General features: G+C 64.0%; 20 protein-coding genes. 15 read left to right on the top strand and 5 right to left on the bottom strand.

The window, feature by feature from the left end:
* Positions 1 to 195: 195 nt before the first annotated feature.
* From EYW42_RS15465 to EYW42_RS15445, 5 genes are all read left to right on the top strand, one after another.
* A complete protein-coding gene (locus EYW42_RS15465; RefSeq protein WP_161972967.1) occupies positions 196 to 2,031 on the top strand; it encodes a flippase activity-associated protein Agl23 in 1,836 nt (611 codons plus the stop codon).
* A gap of 202 nt (positions 2,032 to 2,233) precedes the next feature.
* Positions 2,234 to 3,604, top strand: coding sequence for an ATP-binding protein (locus tag EYW42_RS15460; RefSeq protein ID WP_135536202.1), 1,371 nt, complete (start codon positions 2,234 to 2,236; stop codon positions 3,602 to 3,604).
* Entirely contained in the window at positions 3,604 to 4,428 is an 825-nt protein-coding gene (locus EYW42_RS15455; RefSeq protein ID WP_135536201.1) for an MBL fold metallo-hydrolase, read from the top strand. Before EYW42_RS15460 ends, EYW42_RS15455 begins: the two co-directional genes overlap by 1 nt.
* Positions 4,425 to 4,616: a hypothetical protein gene (locus tag EYW42_RS15450; RefSeq protein ID WP_135536200.1), complete on the top strand. Its 192-nt coding sequence runs from the start codon at positions 4,425 to 4,427 to the stop codon at positions 4,614 to 4,616. The genes EYW42_RS15455 and EYW42_RS15450 overlap by 4 nt, the downstream gene beginning before the upstream one ends.
* A gap of 97 nt (positions 4,617 to 4,713) precedes the next feature.
* Positions 4,714 to 5,490 (top strand): DUF7537 family lipoprotein, encoded by a 777-nt coding sequence (locus EYW42_RS15445; RefSeq protein ID WP_135536199.1) that lies wholly within the window; start codon positions 4,714 to 4,716, stop codon positions 5,488 to 5,490.
* A 54-nt stretch (positions 5,491 to 5,544) separates the two neighbouring features.
* On the opposite strand, the gene EYW42_RS15440 is transcribed toward EYW42_RS15445, so the two are convergent.
* The 5 genes from EYW42_RS15440 to EYW42_RS15420 form a co-directional block, all read right to left on the bottom strand.
* The gene (locus tag EYW42_RS15440) at positions 5,545 to 6,510 is read right to left on the bottom strand and encodes a DUF5787 family protein (RefSeq protein WP_135536198.1); all 966 of its coding nucleotides are present in this window, start codon (positions 6,508 to 6,510) and stop codon (positions 5,545 to 5,547) included.
* A 70-nt stretch (positions 6,511 to 6,580) separates the two neighbouring features.
* Complete coding sequence (locus tag EYW42_RS15435; protein ID WP_135536197.1) at positions 6,581 to 7,804, bottom strand: ZIP family metal transporter; 1,224 nt, start codon at positions 7,802 to 7,804, stop codon at positions 6,581 to 6,583.
* Complete coding sequence (locus EYW42_RS15430; RefSeq protein ID WP_135536196.1) at positions 7,805 to 9,055, bottom strand: multicopper oxidase domain-containing protein; 1,251 nt, start codon at positions 9,053 to 9,055, stop codon at positions 7,805 to 7,807.
* A gap of 225 nt (positions 9,056 to 9,280) precedes the next feature.
* A complete protein-coding gene (locus tag EYW42_RS15425; RefSeq protein ID WP_135536195.1) occupies positions 9,281 to 9,580 on the bottom strand; it encodes a hypothetical protein in 300 nt (99 codons plus the stop codon).
* A 94-nt stretch (positions 9,581 to 9,674) separates the two neighbouring features.
* On the bottom strand, positions 9,675 to 10,646 hold the full coding sequence (locus EYW42_RS15420; RefSeq protein ID WP_135536194.1) for an ArsR/SmtB family transcription factor: 972 nt from the start codon (positions 10,644 to 10,646) through the stop codon (positions 9,675 to 9,677).
* 269 nt (positions 10,647 to 10,915) lie between these two features.
* Here EYW42_RS15420 and EYW42_RS15415 point away from each other — a divergent pair, with 269 nt between their 5' ends.
* The 10 genes from EYW42_RS15415 to EYW42_RS15375 all read left to right on the top strand — a co-directional run bounded on the left by EYW42_RS15415 (position 10,916) and on the right by EYW42_RS15375 (position 16,765).
* The gene (locus EYW42_RS15415) at positions 10,916 to 12,154 is read left to right on the top strand and encodes a translation initiation factor IF-2 subunit gamma (RefSeq protein WP_135536193.1); all 1,239 of its coding nucleotides are present in this window, start codon (positions 10,916 to 10,918) and stop codon (positions 12,152 to 12,154) included.
* The gene (locus tag EYW42_RS15410) at positions 12,155 to 12,538 is read left to right on the top strand and encodes a PIN domain-containing protein (protein WP_135536192.1); all 384 of its coding nucleotides are present in this window, start codon (positions 12,155 to 12,157) and stop codon (positions 12,536 to 12,538) included.
* A gap of 3 nt (positions 12,539 to 12,541) precedes the next feature.
* On the top strand, positions 12,542 to 13,111 hold the full coding sequence (locus EYW42_RS15405) for a DNA-directed RNA polymerase (RefSeq protein WP_135536191.1): 570 nt from the start codon (positions 12,542 to 12,544) through the stop codon (positions 13,109 to 13,111).
* A gap of 2 nt (positions 13,112 to 13,113) precedes the next feature.
* A complete protein-coding gene (spt4, locus tag EYW42_RS15400) occupies positions 13,114 to 13,311 on the top strand; it encodes a transcription elongation factor subunit Spt4 (protein WP_135536190.1) in 198 nt (65 codons plus the stop codon).
* 4 nt (positions 13,312 to 13,315) lie between these two features.
* A complete protein-coding gene (locus tag EYW42_RS15395; protein ID WP_202613920.1) occupies positions 13,316 to 13,861 on the top strand; it encodes a GTP-dependent dephospho-CoA kinase family protein in 546 nt (181 codons plus the stop codon).
* Positions 13,862 to 13,942: 81 nt separating this feature from the next.
* Complete coding sequence (locus tag EYW42_RS19920; RefSeq protein WP_168192993.1) at positions 13,943 to 14,107, top strand: hypothetical protein; 165 nt, start codon at positions 13,943 to 13,945, stop codon at positions 14,105 to 14,107.
* Positions 14,108 to 14,327: 220 nt separating this feature from the next.
* On the top strand, positions 14,328 to 14,642 hold the full coding sequence (locus EYW42_RS15390; RefSeq protein WP_135536188.1) for a 30S ribosomal protein S24e: 315 nt from the start codon (positions 14,328 to 14,330) through the stop codon (positions 14,640 to 14,642).
* Between the two features lies 1 nt (position 14,643).
* Positions 14,644 to 14,778 (top strand): 30S ribosomal protein S27ae, encoded by a 135-nt coding sequence (locus tag EYW42_RS15385; RefSeq protein WP_135536187.1) that lies wholly within the window; start codon positions 14,644 to 14,646, stop codon positions 14,776 to 14,778.
* A 64-nt stretch (positions 14,779 to 14,842) separates the two neighbouring features.
* On the top strand, positions 14,843 to 16,426 hold the full coding sequence (locus EYW42_RS15380; RefSeq protein ID WP_135536186.1) for a bifunctional N(6)-L-threonylcarbamoyladenine synthase/serine/threonine protein kinase: 1,584 nt from the start codon (positions 14,843 to 14,845) through the stop codon (positions 16,424 to 16,426).
* A gap of 69 nt (positions 16,427 to 16,495) precedes the next feature.
* On the top strand, positions 16,496 to 16,765 hold the full coding sequence (locus EYW42_RS15375; protein ID WP_135536185.1) for a DUF5808 domain-containing protein: 270 nt from the start codon (positions 16,496 to 16,498) through the stop codon (positions 16,763 to 16,765).
* Positions 16,766 to 17,928 lie beyond the last annotated feature (1,163 nt).

The raw sequence follows: 17,928 nt of genomic DNA, 5'->3' as shown, positions 1-17,928 counted from the left end.
ATAGAGACGACGAAGAACGCCAGGACAGCCAACCCCCTAGAACAGACTCGGTAGATGGGTGGATTCGATCAGTACGGATCGCTTGGTGCGCGTTTTATCCAGTCCGGGAGAGCTTGTATTTTCCTTTTTCGGTGGTTCGCCGAGAGCGCATCACAACACACAAACCATTTATCCGCTACTGATCTCGGCACGATCATGACCGACCGGTTCTCGCTGCCGGACGCCCTCTCGGGTCGCCGCGGGACGGCGGTTGCCCTCCTCGCCGTGACGCTCGGCGGACTCGTCGTCCGCCTCTACGACCTCGGCGCGCGGGTCACCCATCAGGACGAGGCCCGCGTCGCCTACTGGACGGTCCGGTACGCCGTGACTGGGGTTCACGAGTACCGCCCCATCGTCCACGGGCCGTTTCTGCCGCTGGTCAACAGCAAGGTGTTCGCCGCGCTGGGGGCCAACGACTTCACGATGCGGCTCTCGACCGCGCTGATCGGGGCCTGCCTGCCGCTGTCCGCGTGGCTGTTTCGCGACCGCCTGCGCGACAGCGAAGTGGTCGCGCTGGCCGTCGTACTGGCGTTCAACCCGATCCTCCTCTACTACTCGCGGTTCATGCGGAGCGACGTTCCGCTCGCCGCGTTCACGTTCATCGCGCTGGGGCTGTTCGTCCGGTGGTACGACACGCGCAAGCACCGCTACCTGTTCGCGGCGACGGCGTCGTACGCGCTGTCGTACACCACCAAGGAGAACGCGCTGGTGTACGCGCTCTGTCTCCTCGGCGCTGCGGTCCTGCTGCTCGACCACAGGCTGTTTCTCGCCCGCGTTCGCAACCGGAACCCGTACGGCGAGTTGCGACGGTACGCCGCGGCGGCCCTGACGTTCGACCCCGTCAGCGCTCGCCGTCGTGACGACCGCGGGCGGCTACTCGCCGGACTCCCCGACGCCGTTCGCGCCCGGAAGACGAAACTCCTCCTGAGTCTCGCCGTCGTCGCCGAGTTCTTCGCGGTCGTCGTGTTCTTCTACGCGCCGCGGAAGGGGAGCTACCCGGACTATCCGACCCACATAGCGGGGGGCACCGAGGGGATAGGCCTGTACTGGTCGCTGGAGGAACTCGCCGCCGGCCGACCGGGCATGTTCGTCGCCGTCGTCGAGGACGCGCTACTCGTCAGTTGGCGGAAGTTCCAGCATCAGTGGGGGACCAGCGAGGACCACGAGTTCCTCTACTACTGGAACGACTACGTCAGCACGATGGAGGACGGCGCTGTTGTCCTCCTCGCGCTCGCAGTCGTCGGGTTCGTCGCGGACCGGTACTCGTCGCGGGGACCACGCGACGTGGTCGCCCTGGGCGGCTACATCGGCGCGGTGAGCGTCTTCGGCTACCCGATCATCACCGACATTCCCGCGCCGTGGGCGACCATCCACGCCCTCGTCCCGCTCGCTCTGCCCGCCGCGGTCGGGCTGGCACTGATCGGGCGCTGGGGCGTCGACGCGTACGCTGACGGCGACGGGGTGGGCGTCTCCGCGGCGGTCATCCTCCTGTTGCTCCTGACGGCGCAGGTCGGCGGGGCGGTGATGGAGACGAACTACCGGAACCCAACCGACCCCGACAACGAACTCGTCCAGTACGCCCAGTCGTCCTCGGACCTGAAGCCCACGCTGAACACCGTCTACGAGATAAGCCGGGAGAACGAGGGCGTCGACGTGATGTGGTACGGGTCCGAGTTCAACGCGCGGAACGAGTCCATCAACGACCAGCCCCCGGCTCGACCGAGCGGCTGGTTCGACAGGCTGCCTGTCGCGTGGTATCTCGAGGCCGAGCAGTACAACCGGGACGAGACCGACGCCGAACTCGTCGTCGAAAGCACGACGAACGCGAGCCAGTTCGACGAGGACCCGCCGCCGGTTATCATCTCGTTACGGAACGACGCCGGAGCCTACGAGCGGAAGCTAGACGGCTACCGAGCCCACCAGTTCCAGCGCTACTTACACAGTAGCCCGTTCGTGATCTTCATCGACGAGGCGTATCTCGACGAGGAGTAAAGCGGTATCGAGTACGGAAGAGAGCAGCGGACGACCGCGAGAGGGGAGAGTTTCTACCGGACGACCGCACGGAGAGAGCCGACGGACGACCGCGACGCAGGACGGGCCGACTGCTGGCGCGAACAGCCTGACGCTGTCCGGCGGTTCAGTGGCTTGCGCGCTTCGACGGCCTTAAGATTCCCCCGTCCCAACCCTTCGGGGAATGAAGGACGGGGCGCTTGACGTCGTCGAGTTCCTGTTGACGACCCGGGTGTACGACGACGAACGAAGCTTAGACGAGAACGACCTGCCGCCGCGATACCGCAAGGTGTTCTGGACCGGCGGCGACGATGAGGACGAACCGGGCGGCATCGAACGGCCGCTGTCCGTGACCAACAATACCGCGCGGTCGGCGACCGGCATCGAACGACCGTGGGACGCCGTCTCCGACCTCATGTTTACGGAACGTGACGAGTTCACCGGCTCTATCTCGCTCAGCGAGTCGGAGATGGCCGAGGAGTGGTTTCTCGACCGGGCAGACGACGCCCGGATCCGGAGTAATCCGACGCTCGCGTACTACTTCGAGGGAGCCGACGGCATCGATGTCGAGTACGAAAGCGCGCGGGAGGCCAACCGACCGATCCAGGCCGACCGCGTGTGGATAGATAGCCTGCTGGAGGAGTACTTCGACGACGAGGAAGAGGAGGAGATGTTAGACCTCGTCGACATCCGCGCGCCGGAGGAGATAGAGATGACGCTTGACGACCTGGTGCTGACGGAGGACCAGGAGGCGGAGATCAACAAGATCGTCAAAGCCATCGAACACCGCGAGTACCTCGCGAAGATCGGCCTCCGCGAGATAGGGAAACTGCTGTTCGTCGGCCCGCCGGGGACGGGGAAGACGTCGTCCGCCCGGGCGCTGGCGCACAACCTCGACCTGCCGTTCGTCGAGGTGAAACTGTCGATGATCACAAGCCAGTATCTCGGCGAGACGGCCAAGAACGTCGAGAAGGTGTTCGAGGTAGCGAAGCGGCTCTCGCCCTGTATCCTCTTCATGGACGAGTTCGACTTCGTCGCCAAAACCCGCTCGTCCGACGAACACGCCGCTATCAAGCGGGCCGTCAACACCCTGCTCAAGAGCATCGACGACATCAGTCTCATCCAGGACGACGTCTTGCTCATCGGCGCGACGAACCACCCCGACCAGTTAGACGCCGCGGCATGGCGGCGGTTCGACGAGATCGTCAACTTCCCCAAACCGGACCTCGGGATGCGGGCGGACATCCTCAGAGTGATCACCCGGGCGATGGACATCGACGAGTTCGACCCCGAGGGGATCGCCGACCTGACGGAGGGACTGACCGGCAGCGACCTCCGGATGGTGCTCCGCGAGGCGGTGCTCGACGCGCTGACCGAAGAGCGGACGACGCTCACCCAGCAGGACCTCGAAGACGCCGTCGCCGACTTCGAGGAGCGCGACACGCTGAAAAACATGGACATGATCGAGGGCGACCACGACGCGCTGGTCGCCGGCGGCGACATCGGCGGGTCGAGTGATGGAGGCAGCGGACACGACCACTCTCACGACCACTGATGCGAGTCACCCTGCTCGGCACCGGCGACACGACGGGGACGCCGACCCCCGGGTGCGACTGCGAAACGTGCGAGCAGGCCTCGGAGATGGGAGTCGAACGAACCCGGTTCTCCGTCCACGTCCGCAACGACCGAACGGGCGAGTCGCTGCTGGTCGACGCCAGTCCGGACTTTCGGCACCAGTTTCTCACACAGGACGTCGACCTGCCCGACGGTATCCTCGTTTCACACGTCCATTTCGACCACCTCGACGGACTCGGCAACGCATACCGCCTGCTCGACGACGTACCGGTGTACGCCGCCGACGAGACGGACCCGGAAACCGGCGAGAGCGTCGCGGAGACGGTCGAGCGGAAGTACGACTATCTCGACGCCGTGACAGTCGAACCGCGGTCGCCGCTGTCGACGTTTCGGGCCTGCGGCTTCGACGTGACGCTGGTTCCCGTCGACCACCCGCCGCTGGTCTGTTACGGCGTCGTCGTCGAGGACCCCGATACGGGCGCGAAGCTATCGCTCTCGGGTGATACGAACTACGCTATCCCGGACGAGTCCCGGGAGCGACTCGCGGACCCCGACCTCCTGCTCGCGGACGCTATCGTTCCCGCCAGTCTCTGCGAGCATCACCCGCTCGGCGGCCGTCACGAGGGGGCGGACGGCGTCCCGCGGACGTTCGGCACGAAACACATGACTCGCGAGGGGGCGCTGGCGCTCGCCGACGACCTGGACGCCGCCCGGACCCGACTGGTCCACCTTGCACACTTCTATCCGGCCGCGGAGGCGTTCGAGGAACCGCTCGCGGTCGACGGAGAGGTGTACGAACTGTGAGCGGCCTGCGGGAGGGATCGCGGCTGGTCGGCCTCGTCGCTGTAGTCGCCGCCGGCTACGTCCTCGGGTCGCTGTTGTCGGGCGGCGGCGTCGACTGGTTCGGCCTCGGCGTCGTCGTCACCGGTGCGGCGATGGTCCTCGCTCTGCTGTGGTACGTCAGTGAAGAGTTCGCGGCCGAAGAGACGTGAATCGTGCCGTCTCTCCCGCCGATCTGGGGCCGAGTTCGGTACGTCCGTCCGGAGGAAAAACCGTCAGTATAAAACCGGGCTAAATGCCAATCAGATTATGAAACGCTCGAAAACGCAGTCCGTTCGACGAATCCTCGCGACGCTTTTCGTCACCGTGATCGTCCTCACGGCCGGTTGTTCCGGCGTGACGGGTATCTTCGGGAACGACGACGGGGATAGCGGGGTCGAACCGTACACCGAATCCGGCGATGAACTCACCGGCGAAATGCTAAACGAGAGCCACCGCGACACGCTCCGTTCGGCCGGATCGTACACAGCCGAGGTCAACATTTCACTGACGAGCGACGAGTCCTCGATCACGCAGGACACCCGGGGGAAGGTCGACCTGGAAAACGACCGTCAGTACGTCGTCCAGTCTGCCAGCCTGTTCGGCAACCGGACTACCTACCGGTACATGGCCGATAATGTCACCTACGAGAAGGTGGTCCCCGAGGGCGGCGAAACACGGTACGAGACGACTCAGAACGCGGAGACCGCGTCTGCGTCCGTCAACACGGACAACATCGACGCCTTCGAGTGGGAACAGCGCGGCACCGAAACCCACGAGGGCGTCGGTGTCACCCGGTACGAGGCGACCGGCGTCGCCAACTACAGCGCACTGCCGACCGACGCCAGCGAGGACAACATCAGTGACCTCTCCGCGACGCTGCTCGTGACCGAAGACGGCGTGATGTACGAGTACACCGTCGATTACACCCGGGAGTCCGACTCGACCCAGGAACTCTCACTCCGTTACGCGACGCGAGACATCGGGTCGACGACGGTCGAAGAGCCGGACTGGCTCGACGAGGCACAGAGCAATAGTAGTCACTGAAACGATTTACACGCTGATCGCATTGCCGTCGTGCGATCAGGTGTGTATTGATTTTCAGTGACCACTATAAGAGAACCAGTCGAGACCCGCCTGTCGCCGCGCGACGCCGTCGGGATCGTCGACCCACGGTGACCGGTCCGCGCGTTCGGCGGCGGCGTCGACAGTGGGGCCGTCGTCGGGTGCGTACTCCGGACAGTCCGGTCCGCATTCGTTTCCCGGGTCGACGACGCGGCCGTGCCAGTCACAGCGCGGAACGCCGCCGCGCTCGACCGTGGCCCGCCGGCAGGCCGGAAACTCGTCGGGTCGCCACCCCTTGCCGTAGGCGCGTTCTGCCAGGCGGCGACGGTACTGAGATTTCTCTGCGGCGGTGACTGGCCGTATCTCGGCGCGACCTGGGTGTTCTTCGACGAGTTCGATACCGCCCGCATCGACGGGGAGCGGCGTCGGCGGTTGAACCACCTCGACGCCGTCGGGGGGGTCGAACCGCCAGACGCCGACCTCGTCGGGGATGCGGTTCAGATGCGCACGGGTGACGTGGCTCTCGGTCGCGAGGACGACTTCGTCCGCGAGAGCAAGGCTGACATCCGTCCGTAACTGGCGACGGAGCGCGCCCGGCGAGCCGAGATCGGGTTTGTTTTCGATGGCTCGGATCCGGCCGAACCAGTCCGGATACCGGGCGACCTGTCGGACGTAGTCGCGGTTGCCCCGTCGCTCTCGCTCGAAAAAGCCGACATCGACGGCGCGGTCGACCACGTCGCGGGCGCGGTCCGGGTGGCAGTCGAACGCGTCCTTCCAGTACCGGAAGCGGCCGGGCCCCACGTCGCTCTCGACGGCGAGGGCGGGGATCCGTGCCGGCGTTATCTCCGTTCGGGCGTCGAACTCCGGGCCAGGGGTCACGGTAACGACATCGAGGATACGGTTTCCGGGAGCGGCGACACCGCCGCCTAGCTGTCGGGCGACGAGCGTCTCTGGGTCCTCCAAGTGGGCACACAGCGCCAGTTCAAACCCGAACTCTCGCACGACTGGAGAGAGGGGCGCGGACGAAAAAAGGGTCGCGGTCAGTCAGCGTCGGCCTGCCGTCGAACGGCCGTCAGATCATCACTAACAGGTCAGTTGCGTACATCACGACGAGGCCGCCGAGGAACGCGATGGCGTTCGTCGCGCTACCGAGGCGACCACCTCGGTCGCGGACCATGTCGGCTATCTCCCAGACGACCTGCGCGATAGCTCCGACGCCGAGTGCGAGGAAGAAGGCACCCAGGGTCGGCGAAAAGGCGAATCCGCCGATCCAGCCGCCGAGGATGACCGGCGCACCGGCGATCGCGCCGATGGCGACGAAGTGCCCGAGCGCGGGGCGCTCGCCGCGGGCCACCGGTGCGACCACGGCCGGTCCCTCCGTGACGTTGTGGATCATGAACCCCACGACGAGGAACGCGCCGAGGGACATCCGACCGAGCGCGAACGCGCTACCGATCGCGAGTCCCTCTGCGAGGTTGTGTAGGCCGATACCGACGGCGATCATGTACGCAAGAGCGAGGCCGCTCCCTCGGTCGTCGGCGCTCCAGGCAGTAACGGATTGGACGACGAGCATCGCTCCGAGGACACCGAGGACGACCAGCAGGTGGCCCTCGTAAGCGCCGGGGATATCCTGCGCCACCTCGAACGCCTCGAAGCCGCCGTCGAAGCCGAGGAAGGCGAGGACACCCGCGGAGAAGGCGAGCACGGCGTGGAGCCAGCGGTCGCGCATACCCTGCATGAACGGGAACCAGAGCATGCCGAGCGCAACAGGGATCACGCCGACGAACAGTCCCACCAGCGCGAGCGTCCCGAGCGTTCCCGCCGTCATTCCGGGCGTCGGTTGCGGTGCTTCGATGTCGTGATGGACCGTCGTTCCGTCGGAGAGGACGAGGGCGACGTCGAGATCCCATCCCGGTTGCCAGTGGTAGGGGACCCGCACGGTCGCGCCCTGTCCGGGTGCGAGCGTTCGCGTCTCTTCGCCGCCGCTCGTCACCGTGTGTTGCCAGTACGCCTCGTCGACAAGCACCTGCGAGACCGTCACCGGTTCGGGACCGTTGTTCACGACGTGTAACACGACGGTGCCGTCGTCCGGTAGCGTCGCGTGGCTCACCGTCACGTCCGGCAGCGGTTCGCCGGACTGGACGCCGCCTAACGGCGGTGCGACCAGAAACCATCCCACGATGAGCGCCAGTAGCAGCAACGGCACCGCTGCAGCCACCCATCGGGGCAGACCGAAAGGCACGTTCACGCGGTCCGTCGCGGTGCCGCCGTCCGTGGAAGCGTCTGCGTCCGTCATTCAGACCACCTCGAAGAAGCTCATCCAGCCGAGTTCGGCGAACTCCGACTGGTGGGCGTGAAACATGTACAGACCCTGCTCGTGGTCGGAGTAGTCGAGTTCGAGTATCCCCCGCTGAGCCTGACACTGCATGACGGTGTCGACGGTGCTGTGAGTGGGTTCTAGCGTCGTCCCGTGGTCGTAGTAATCGTAGAACTGCGAGTGCGTGTGAAAGGAGTTGATCGGGTCGAACTCCGTCGCGTTGAGCAAGTACACGCGCTGGCGCTGGTTCTTGTCGATCTGGATGGGACGGATCGTTTCGCCGGCTTCCCACTCACCGTTGGCGTCGGTCGACCCGACGCCGTAGGCGAATGCGCGCGTGTTGGCGGCGTACACCTCGTTCTCGCCATCGAAGTTGGTGTCGAACCCGTTCATCACCATCACCATTTCGTCGTAGCGGGCGTTCTCGGAGTACTCGTGGTTGCGCGTTTTGGCCGTCTCGACGAGTTCCGCGGCGTATTCGTCGGAGACGGGACGGTTTCCGGAGACGTACTCGCGTGGATTTTCGCGGACCCGATCGGGGTCCGGGTCGACGACGATAACCCCGTACAGGCCTCGGTGGAAGTGTTCTTTCAGGGGGAGCGAGTGACAGTGATAGAAGTGCAGGCCTGCCGGTTGGGCCTCCCACTCGTAGGTGAATTCCTCGCCGGTTTCGAGGACGCCGGGGCCGTTCTGCGGGGTACCGTCCATCCGCGGATCGACGTTTTTCACGTGCGGATGGATGGTGTGAGCGTGTGAGCTCCCGTTGACGAACGTCACTCGGATGGTGTCGCCCTCCACGACGCGGAGCGTCGGACCGGGGACCTGCCCGTTGAACGTCCATGCGTCGAACTCGACGCCCGGCGCGATGGTGATCGTCGTGTCCACGGCGGTGAGCGTGAAGTGTCGCACCGTTTGTCCGTCCTCCTCGTAGACGCTCTCGTTCACGTTGTCCTGGCCCTCGCCGCCCGTGTTGAACGTCCGTAAGAAGTCGTGCGGGTCGAAATTCTCGTCCCCATACTCGCCGTTCGGGCCGAAGTTTCCGTGTTCATCGTCGTCGTGGTCGCCGTCCGCCGCGCCCGTTCCGGAGAGGCCGAGGGCGGCACTTCCGGCGACGCCGATACCGCCGAGAACCGACCGGCGACTGACGGTATCCGGAGCGAGCGTCGCTGTCAGGCGGTCTTCCAGCGCCGCCGTAAGCGTCTCGGCGTCGTCGTAATCGATGCCTGTCATGATCTCTCTCCACATCGAGGATCCGTTCTCGAATCGATACTGTCGTTGACAGTCCGTCGAGTCTGTGCCATGTCGAAATTAGACTGTTCTAAATATTATATTCATGAGTCCTAACTAGATGTTGCCGGTGCTCAAAACTCCGGGCTGCGCTGTGATGTAAGCGAAAACCGCATCTACCGGAACGTTGGCGAGAAAGCGCGAAAACGGCTGATATCAAGCAGGGAGTTAGCTCTGCGAGCGAGACAGCGCGGCGACGACGGCACGGACAGCGACGAACGGGACGGCGGCGATGGCGACGAACAACACGGCCGTTCCGACGACCATGGCGAACGCGCCAGCGCCCTCGAACGAGGTGATGACCGCGACGCCGCCGGCGACGGTGAGCGTGGCGACGGCGGCCCAGAACAGGCCGACCAGCGCGCGGTTCGCTCGGCGGACTATTTCGCCGACGCTGCTTACTGGAACGCCGGTTCGGACGGCTCTCGAACTGTGGTCGCGTCGTACTGAAGTGTGTTTAGCAGGCATCGGTCTTCACAGATGGATAGAGAACCCCCAACGACTAAAGTATAATCTGAAGAACATTTCTGTAGCCCGGCTTACTGAAAATCCTTTCAGTAGTTCAGGGCGTCGTCCGGACCTCGTCGCCGACCGGCGTTCGCTCGACTTCCGTGACGGTCAGGTCGTCGTCCACCGTGAGCGAGAGCGTCTCGCCGCTTCCCGAACTGGGCGCATCACGGCTGCTGGCTGGGCCTTCTTCGTCGCATTTGACCGGGACGTCGAGTCGGATCCGCCAGGGGTCCTCGGAGATGACAGTCGTGTACTCGTCGTCTGTACACCACGCGAGCGTCCAGAACGGAACCTGATTCAGATCGATGCCGTGGTCGCGGTAGAACGAGACTATCTCCGCGTGGTCGAGCAGTACCTGACCGATAGAGGTCGTCAGCTGATGTCGGCAGCGCTGGCACTCGTGGCGGACCGCCACGTCGAGTTCGAGGGTCGCGGGGTCGCGTTCGACGGTCGTCTCGACGGTGCCGCTGCACTCCGGGCAGACGCCGTCGGCCATCAGGCAGTGTAGGTGCCGGACGCGCTGGTTGAACGCGGCCATCACCTCGCCGGTCGTACGGTCGTCGAGACCGCCGGGCGGGAACGGGTAGTTGGCGTGAATTCGCCCGCACTCCTCGCAGTCGACTACGATCCGCTCGTCGTCGTAACTGGCCTGCAGTCCCGCGCCGCAGTCGACGCAGTCGCCCTCGACGCCGAACGGTTCGATGCGTGGATGCTCGTTTATCGATCCCGCCTGCACGGCGTGAATGACTGCCCAGCCGGCGTGTCGGAACCCGTAGCCGTCCTCGGTCTTTCGCACGAACTGGCCGCGGAGCTTGTCGAGGTGGTAGTTGAACTGCGCGCTGTCACGCATTCCGACGCGTTTCCGCAGGTCGGAGAACGACACCGGTCGCTCCTCGGCCGTCCAGAGGGCTTCGAGGATTTCCAGTCGCGTCTCGTTTCCGATGACGGAGAACGCCTCGGCTGGAGTCATACAGTCGTCGCAGTCCTGCAGGACAGTTTCGCTCGCTTCGCTGGCCTCGCTCATACGGGGGTGATCTACTGCCACCGCCTAAAACGTTCGCTAAATTACATTCATGTAATGCTGGTTATTGTTTCTGCCGCGTTCGACGCTCCGGAAACTGAATTCGACCGGACGGAGCCAAGACTGGATCGGCCCAGCCAGCACTGAATCGTATACGGAGGCCCGGTCGGACGTAACGGGACGGACGAACGGCCCGCCGCGACCCGCACGAGAACAGTAGGTTTATCAGTCGTTCGGGGCGAAATCACTACAAGATTACTTCAGGAGGTCACATGCCAGGAACACACCAACAACCGGAGGTGAACATCGGACTCGTCGGCCACGTCGATCACGGTAAGACGACGCTAGTCCAGGCGTTGAGCGGAGAGTGGACGGACCAGCACAGCGAAGAGATGAAGCGGGGTATCTCTATCCGTCTCGGCTACGCGGACGCGACGTTCCGCCGCTGCCCGGAAGGCGAGGAGCCGGAAGCGTTCACCGTCGAGGAGACGTGTTCGGAGCACGACGTCGAGACGGACGTACTCCGTACCGTCTCGTTCGTCGACGCGCCGGGCCACGAGACGCTGATGGCGACGATGCTATCGGGTGCCGCGATCATGGACGGGGCAGTCCTCGTCGTAAGCGCGAGCGAACCCGTCCCCCAGCCCCAGACCGCGGAACACCTGAGCGCGCTGGACATCATCGGCATCGACAACATCGTCATCGCACAGAACAAGGTCGACCTGGTCGACGCGGACCGGGCACGCGAGAACTATCAGGAGATACAGGACTTCGTCGAGGGCACCGTCGCGGAGGGCGCGCCCATCGTGCCGATCAGCGCCCAGCAGGAGGTCAACGTGGACCTCCTCATCGACGCTATCGAGGAGGAGATCCCGACGCCCGAACGGGACCCCGACGTGGACGCGCAGATGCACGTCGCGCGGAGTTTCGACATCAACCGCCCGGGAACGACCTGGGAGAAACTGTCCGGCGGCGTACTCGGTGGAAGCCTCGTCAAGGGCGGTCTGGAGAAAGGCGACGAGATCGAGGTCCGCCCCGGACGCGAGGTCGAAACGGGCGGCCAGTCGGAGTACCAGCCGATCACGACGACCATCCGCTCGCTGCAGGCGGGCGGCGAGACGGTCGACAAGGTGACTCCCGGCGGACTGCTGGGCGTCGGTACCGGTCTCGACCCGAGTCTGACGAAAGGCGACGCGCTTGCCGGGCAACTCGCCGGGCCGCCGGGTTCGCTCCCGCCGACGTGGGACTCTTTCACTATGGACGTCGACCTGCTCGACCGCATCGTCGGCGACATGGACGGCGGCGAAGTCGACGACATCAGCACCGGCGAACCGCTGATGATGACCATCGGGACGGCGACCACTGTCGGGTCGGTGACGAGCGCCCGCGGCGACGAGGCCGAGGTGCAGTTGAAACGGCCCGTCTGCGCTCAAGAGGGCGCGAAGATAGCGATCAATCGCCGTATCGGCGCGCGGTGGCGGCTGATCGGCATCGGGACGCTAACCGGGTAGATGACGACCGTCGCCCTCGATACGAACGCGCTCATGATGCCCGTCGAACTCGACGTGCGGCTGTTCGACGAACTCGATAGGCTCCTCGACAGCTACGACCCGGTTGCGCCACAAGCCGTCGCGGAGGAACTCCGGAAACTATCGGAGACGGGCGGCGAGGAGGGCATCGCCGCGAGCGTCGGACACGACCTGGCGACGGACCGCTGTCTGCTCGTCGATACGGAAGAATCGTACGCCGACGACGCCATCGTCGAACTCGCCCGAGAGGACACGACCGACTACGTCGTCACGAACGACCGGCCCCTGCGGGACCGCGTCCTCGACGCGGACGTGCCAGTAATTGGTTTAAGGGGCAAGAACAAACTTGCGATCACTCAACCATAACATATGTACAAACGGGTCAGGCTCAAGGACACCGTCGAGGTACCACCGGAAGAACTCGCAGACGTCACGCCGCGTCTCGTCAAGCGTCTCCTCCAGGAGAAACTGGAGGGGCGCATGGACGAGGACGTGGGAAGCGTCGTCAGCGTCGTCAACGTCCACGATATCGGCGAGGGGACCGTCCTCCCGAACCGTCCGGGCGTCTACTACGAGGCGGATTTCGACGCCGTCACGTACGACCCCCAGATGCAGGAGGTCGTCGACGGCAACGTCGTCGAAGTCGTCGAGTTCGGCGCGTTCGTCGGGATCGGTCCCGTCGACGGGCTACTCCACGTCTCGCAGATCTCGGACGAGTATCTGGCGTTCGACGCCGAGAACCAGCAGCTCGCGTCGAACGAGTCGAACCGCACGCTCGGCGTCGACGACGCCGTCCGAGCGCGCATCGTCACGAAGAGCATCGACGAACGCAACCCTCGGGACAGCAAGATCGGGCTGACAGCGAAGCAGGTCGGCCTCGGGAAGCACGGCTGGCTCGAAGAGGAGCGCCAGCGGCGACAGGCGACCACGGGTGAGTAACGATGGCCGAGGACCGACTCGTCTGTCGCGAGTGTCACCGCGTCGTCGAACCGAACGTGGAGACCTGCCCCTCCTGCGGGTCGAGTAGTCTCACCGAAGACTGGGCGGGGTACGTGTACATCGCCCATCCCGAAGTGAGCCAGATCGCCGAGGAGATGGAGGTCGAGGAACCGGGAGCGTACGCGCTGAAGGTCCGATAGCGTGGTGCCAGAGGAGTCCGACCCGCTCTTGCGGCTGCCGGACGAACTCCGGAGTGCGTTCAAAGACCCGCTCGGCCCCGTCGAGACAGACCCGGAGCGCATCCTCGCTGACGTGACCGGTCCGCTGGTCGCCGTCGGGGATATCGTTACCTACCACTTCGAGCGCGTCGGCCGCACGCCGGACGTCGCCGTCATCGACGGCCGCACCAAGCGCCAGGCGGTCGAACAGGAGGTCCGTGAGACGATCCGGGAAGACGAGACCGTCCACGTCACCAATCCGGCAGCGACGCTCACTGTCGACCTACTCACCGCGCTACGTGACGCCCTGGGCGACGAGCGCCGGACCACTATCGTCGTGGACGGCGAGGAGGACCTCGCCACGCTTCCGGGGGTCGTCGCCGCCCCCGACGGCGCGAGCGTCGTTTACGGTCAACCCGACGAGGGGATGGTCCACGTTCGCGTCGACGCGGAAACCCGGGCGCAGTTCCGCGACCTGCTGACGCGGATGGACGGGAACCACGTGCGGGCGCTGGAACTGCTCGACGGATAGCGTGTGGGACCCGGTTCGCGCTCGCGCCGTCGGGAGGCAGAGATAGACAGATCTATTATCACTCGCGAACGGTACGGATATATGGAAGAGCCCGCCCTCCGTCGACGGCTCGACGCCGCCCTCGCGCTGTTGGTCGCGAACTTCCTGCTCCTGCTCGCGCTCGCGTTTCGGTACGTCCCCGAAACCGCGGTCGGGCTGTTAGCGGTGACGGGATTGGTCGGCTACGGACTATTACGGGAGAGTTGACGACCCGCCGCGCTAGAACTCGATGAGCCACTCGGTCCGCGTCGGCCGTCGTAGACAGTCCTGTGGGCCGGTTTCGCCGCGACAGCGTCCGCGAGTGATCAGGTCGCGAGCCAGCGAGAAGAGAGCGGCTGGCGGAGCGGGGCTGGGGAAAACGGTCGCAGGGGTCGTTCGAAATCCTTTTACCCGTTTCGAGGAGAAGTAAGAGGTAACTGATCACACCATGGATGTCGACATTATCGACGAAGACGAGAACCCGATGTTGCACCGTACCGACGTGACCTTCGAACTCACGCACGACGAAGCCACGCCGTCCCGACTGTCCGTCCGCGACAGTCTCGCGGCGAAGCTCAACAAGGACGCCGAGGAGGTCGTCGTTCGCAACCTGGACACGAAGTTCGGGATGCGCAAGACCGTCGGCGAGGCCAAAGTGTACGAGACGGCCGACCACGCCCGCGACGTCGAGCAGGACTACATGCTCAAACGGAACAAGATTGTCGCCGACGAGGAGACCGCGGAAGAAGCGGAGGAAGCCTGAGATGGCGCGACACGAACTCTACAACGACGACGGGTCGACGGACCGCGAGATGTGCCCGCGCTGCGGCGACACGTTCCTCGCGGACCACGGCGACCGCCTGCACTGCGGCCAGTGCAGTTACACCGAGTGGGAGTAAGGGCGATGCGCCGAGCGGAAGCGAGGCGCACCGCGGACGGCCGAACGACGACCGCAGGTGAGCCGTGAGCCGCGGCACTCGCGTTCTCGGTATCGAGGGAACAGCGTGGGCCGCAAGCGCCGCAGTACACGACACGGCGACCGGCACCACGTTCATCGAAACCGACCCGTATCAGCCCGAGAGCGGCGGCATCGACCCGAGCGAAGCCGCCGAACACATGTCCAACGCGATTCCCGACGTGGTCGGGACGGCGCTGGATGAGGCGGACGGCCCGATAGACGCCGTCGCGTTCTCCCGCGGACCCGGACTCGGCCCGTGTCTCCGGACCGTCGGCACGGCGGCGCGGGCGCTTGCGCAGGCGCTCGACGTCCCCCTGATAGGCGTCAACCACATGGTCGCGCATCTGGAGATCGGCCGCCACCAGTCCGGGTTCGATTCGCCGGTCTGTCTCAACGCGAGCGGTGCGAACGCGCACGTCCTCGGCTTTCACAACGGCCGCTACCGCGTCCTCGGCGAGACGATGGACACGGGCGTGGGCAACGCTATCGACAAGTTCACTCGTCACGTCGGGTGGTCCCACCCCGGCGGGCCGAAAGTCGAAGCGCGCGCGGACGGCGGCGAGTACATCGACCTGCCGTACGTGGTCAAAGGGATGGACTTCTCCTTCTCGGGGATCATGAGCGCCGCGAAGCAGGCGTACGATTCGGGGGAAGCCATCGAGGACATCTGTTTCTCCTTACAGGAGAACGTCTTCGCGATGCTCACCGAAGTCGCCGAGCGCGCGCTGTCGCTGACGGGCAGTGACGAACTCGTACTCGGCGGCGGCGTCGGCCAGAACGACCGGCTTCGAGAGATGCTCGCGGAAATGTGCGAATCCCGGGACGCCGACTTTTACGCGCCCGACCCGCGCTTCCTGCGGGACAACGCCGGAATGATCGCGGTGCTGGGCGCGACGATGTACGGGGCCAGCGACACCGTCGCGGTCGACGAGTCCCGCGTACGCCCGGACTTCAGACCGGACCAGGTTCCAGTCACCTGGCGCGCGGGCGAGAGCGTCCGTCGGCGAGCGCCCGAGGGCCGCAAGCGCCAGGGTGCCGAGGCGGTCGTCGAGATGGGAGAGGAAACGGTGACGAAACGCCGCGTTCCCAAATCCTACCGCCATCCCCAGTTAGACGCCCGTCTGAGGCGGGATCGGACGGTGCTCGAAGCGCGCCTCACTAGTGCGGCCCGGCGGCAGGGCGTCCCGACGCCCGTCGTTCGGGACGTAGACGTTGCCGAAGGGACGATCGTTTTCGAGTACGTTGGAGACGCCGACCTTCAGACCGATCTCACCGAGATGCGAGTCCGCGACGTGGGGCGTCATCTCGCGACCATCCACGCCGCCGGGATCGTTCACGGGGATCCGACGACGCGGAACGTCCGGGTCGACGGCGACCGGACGTTCCTCATCGACTTCGGACTCGGCTACTACACGGACGACGACGAGGACTACGCGATGGACCTCCACGTGTTCGAGCGGAGTATCGAGGGCACTGCGGAGCACCCTGAACGACTCCGAGAGGCGTTCGAAGCAGCCTACATCGACACTGGTAACAAAAGCGTCCTGACCCAGTTACGCGCGGTAGAGGGTCGCGGCCGGTATCAGTGAACTGGCTCCGCCCCGTCGAACGATGAGCCACTAGTAACGTTCTTAATCCAGCCCGTCGTAACGTCTCGTATGGCCGACAAGCCGAAGTCAGGCGAACTTCTCGGCGTACCGTACAACTTCGAACGCCCCTCAGTCAGTCGCCTACTCTCCTCGTACTGGCAACCCGGTGACGGGATGTTAGTCGAGAAGCCGTTCGGGATCGGATACACGCTCAATCTGGCTAGCTGGCGTTCCTGGGTCGTTCTCGGGATCGCCGGTGTCTTGCTGTGGAACGAGCAAAGCGACGGTACCGCGGACGAGACAGACGAGGACGAACCGGTCGAAGTCGTCGTCGACTGATACTGTCGGCTGTACTCCCATGAAGAATATCGGACCCCGAGGTCCGAGCATCTTTACGAAGGTACAGCCGACAGTATGAGACAGCACGTTTTCGAGCGGTCGACTGCAACGACCGAAATATATCTGCACGGACGAGGGTGCCGACAGCGACAGGTCCGGTACGGACCGTCGGGGACGACGAATTACAACAGCGAAAGATATCTTCTGTAGAAGCGAAACTGGTGAGGGTCGATAGAAGCAAAACTGACGGAAGGCAAATGGATAGAACTTATATATAGTTTATTCTAATATATCGGTGCCAGTCATAAGAGATATAACTATTGTATAATAACAGGAAAAAACACAACGATTCCAATTCCTGACCAACTGACAACGTCTCTGGACGCAAACCGATCTCGAACTCAGAACAGCACCTTACAGCACGGCTGGAGTAAACTGGCCAATCGAGGCGAAATACAGTAGTCACGGAAACACTTCAAGCACTGATCGAATCGCTGTCGTGCGATCAGATATGGATTGGCTTTCAGTGACAACCGCCGCTCTCGGAGCCGAGGGTTTGGCGCTAATATAGCGAGAGAACCAGTATATCCGCGATGCCGGCCAGATGACCGGACCGTGGCGGGCCTGTCGTGTATCGGGAATAGTAACGCTGTATCCGTCGTCTGAGATAAGTCAGCTGAAAGAAAGAGGATTTCTTGAGAGATCCCGAGTTCGGGCTGGGAGAACATGAGTTGAAACGTCACAGGTAGTATAATAATATTGAACTGAGCGTCTAATTGTTTACTTTCATAATATCATACACTGCCATATAGTAAACACAAGAACTGTTTATCCTACAGAGCCAACTGGACAGAACTCCCGTCTCTCGTCGCCACTGGCGATCTCTGAACGCGTTCTTCCTGCCATCACAGTCCTTTACACCCATAGGCCTGTGATAGGGTGACAGATCGAAAATCCCGCCAATCGCGACGGAAAACGTATCGGGCAAGGGAGAACACGTCGACTCACTCAACAGCGGCCACGGACGTACCTGAGGAGAGGAACGGCGATAGTGGCTTGCTGAGACGGCGTACAAGTAACTCGGACAGAGATGCGATACGAACTCCTGGTTTCGAATCCACCATGGAAGACCGAACAGAGATACCAGATCTGCACCAATAGCC

It is taken from the genome of Halostella pelagica, assembly GCF_004762015.1.
GTDB lineage: Archaea > Halobacteriota > Halobacteria > Halobacteriales > Natronoarchaeaceae > Halostella > Halostella pelagica.
Note: the sequence above shows the minus strand (reverse complement) of the source record. Positions and strands in the feature narration are given on the sequence as shown.